The sequence below is a fragment of the Paenibacillus algorifonticola genome, assembly GCF_000971975.1.
Classification (GTDB): Bacteria; Bacillota; Bacilli; order Paenibacillales; family Paenibacillaceae; genus Pristimantibacillus; species Pristimantibacillus algorifonticola.
Window position 1 is genome coordinate 1 of the sequence record NZ_LAQO01000085.1, and the last position, 2,247, is coordinate 2,247.

1 protein-coding gene and 1 pseudogene are annotated in these 2,247 nt (G+C 42.7%); one reads left to right on the top strand and one right to left on the bottom strand.

Annotation, left to right across the window (positions count from 1 at the left end; translation table 11 throughout):
- Positions 1 to 278: 278 nt before the first annotated feature.
- Positions 279 to 842, bottom strand: coding sequence for a Uma2 family endonuclease (locus WH37_RS32985; RefSeq protein ID WP_177218122.1), 564 nt, complete (start codon positions 840 to 842; stop codon positions 279 to 281).
- A 157-nt stretch (positions 843 to 999) separates the two neighbouring features.
- On the opposite strand from WH37_RS32985, the pseudogene WH37_RS32990 reads away from it, so the two are divergent.
- Positions 1,000 to 2,178, top strand: a pseudogene (locus WH37_RS32990) (SpoVR family protein); the annotation flags it as partial.
- Positions 2,179 to 2,247: the final 69 nt, after the last annotated feature.

Consider the following 2,247-nt stretch of genomic DNA (forward strand, 5'->3'; position numbering starts at 1 on the left):
ATACAGCTGCTCCTTCATCCAAACCTCAAACGAATGTCGCTCAATTCGGTTCATATACCGCTTGCGCCGCTCCTCACAGCCTTGATCCCAAGCTTCTGCAAAGCCATAAATCTACCCCGCCTCATAGCGAAAAGGGCTCAGCCCCACCTTGCCATCCGTCTCCCTGTCGCTTGCTTCCAGCATATAGACCGGATGGGCTTCGTATCGCCAAGGTGCTTAAAATTGGAGGACAAAAAAACCGGTCGAGAGTTGATCTCGCCGGCTAATTGTATTTGTTATTATAGACTGAATAAGGTGTTCATAGGCACTTGTAAATCTTTAAAGACGATCGATTGAATCGTTTCCTGCTCCGTATATAAATGACGTACCTGGTAACTGCCATCCTGCAGCGCATATACATGAACTGTTCGATTGCCAGGATCGACAATCCAATATTCCTGTACCTCATGCTTTTGATATAAGTTGAACTTCTCATTAAAGTCCTTCAACGCAGTGGAAGGTGACAACACTTCAATGATTATGGTCGGCGCTCCGTGACAGCCGTTCTTGGATATTTGATCCTTAGAACAAACAACAGAGAGATCGGGCTGTGTGACGTGATCGGGTGATTGATACTCTTTGCTTTCACTGAAAAACACATCAAACGGAGCCACAAATACATAGCAACTCCGATTCTGGAAGAACGTCCGTAGGGCGAAATGAAGCTCTCCTACAATAAACTGATGCAATGAGGTCGGAGCTGGAGACATATTATAGGCTTTGCCGTTAATTAACTCCCACGTTCCGTCCCATGTCAGCCAATCTTGATAGGTATGGATTTTCTTCTCATCTGGATTTGACACAATGTTTGACCTCCTTCTGATTTTGCGTGTTCACTTTTACTAATTGTACCATGATCAAACGGATCGTTGCTAATTTTCACTCGTTCATTATCAACAGTATTACCCGAATATTAGCAGTGTTTCACCTATCTCACAAATTCTGATAGGGGGTTCAACAATGACAATCTTGGATATGAGGGCTTTGGAATATGCCATTGATGAGATTACGGAGATCGCTACTGGATTTGGTCTTGATTTCTACTCTATGCGGTACGAAATTTGTCCGTCGGATATCATTTATACCTTCGGTGCTTATGGTATGCCTACCCGATTCAGCCATTGGAGCTTCGGGAAGACATTCAACAAAATGAAAATGCAATACGATTTCGGGCTTAGCAAAATTTATGAACTCGTCATCAATTCTGATCCTTGCTATGCCTTCCTGCTCGATAGCAATTCCCTTATCCAAAATAAGCTGATCATTGCTCATGTACTTGCCCATTGTGATTTCTTTAAAAACAATGCCCGTTTCTCTAAAACGAACCGACATATGGTCGAGAGTATGACGGCTACTGCTGAGCGTATCCGAGAATATGAGATGATACATGGTTCACTAGCGGTAGAACAGTTTATTGATGCTGTTCTGGCTATTCAAGAACATGTCGACCCATCGATTGCGAAGCCTTACCAAATGCCTAAAGAAGCTTATCTGTCTTCCTTAAAGAAGCAAAAACCCTTCACTTCAACAACGATACAAACACCATATGATGATATTTGGTCGCATGATATCTCGAATGATATGCCAGTTAATCAAGATCAGCCGATACACTTCCCTCCTAAGCCGGAAAAGGATATTTTATGGTTTATTGAGGAGTATTCTTCTATATTAGAGTCCTGGCAGCGTGACATCTTAACGATGCTGCGAGATGAAATGCTTTATTTCTGGGCGCAGATGGAAACGAAGATTATGAATGAAGGCTGGGCGACTTTTTTCCATCAGCGGATTATTAGAGAGCTTGATTTAACCGATGATGAAACGATAGAATACGCTAAGCTGAACTACTCTGTTGTACAGCCTTCGCGTCATACTCTGAATCCGTACTATCTGGGATTAAAAATATTCGAGGATATCGAGAAGCGTTGGGATAACCCGACATCTGAGGAAAGAGAGCGATACGGTCGCGTCCCTGGACGAGGTAAAGAAAAGATGTTCGAGGTTCGGGAGCATGACCACGATATATCGTTCATCCGTAACTATTTAAACAAAGAATTGGTCAAGGAACTGGATTTATACGTCTTTGAGAAGAAAGGTCCGGAGTGGAAAATTACGGACAAATCATGGGAGAACATACGTGATCTGGATCGGCTACACTAAGTTGGACAGAAAAAATAAGGGCTTGTAGAATAAACCTATCATGTTAAGGAG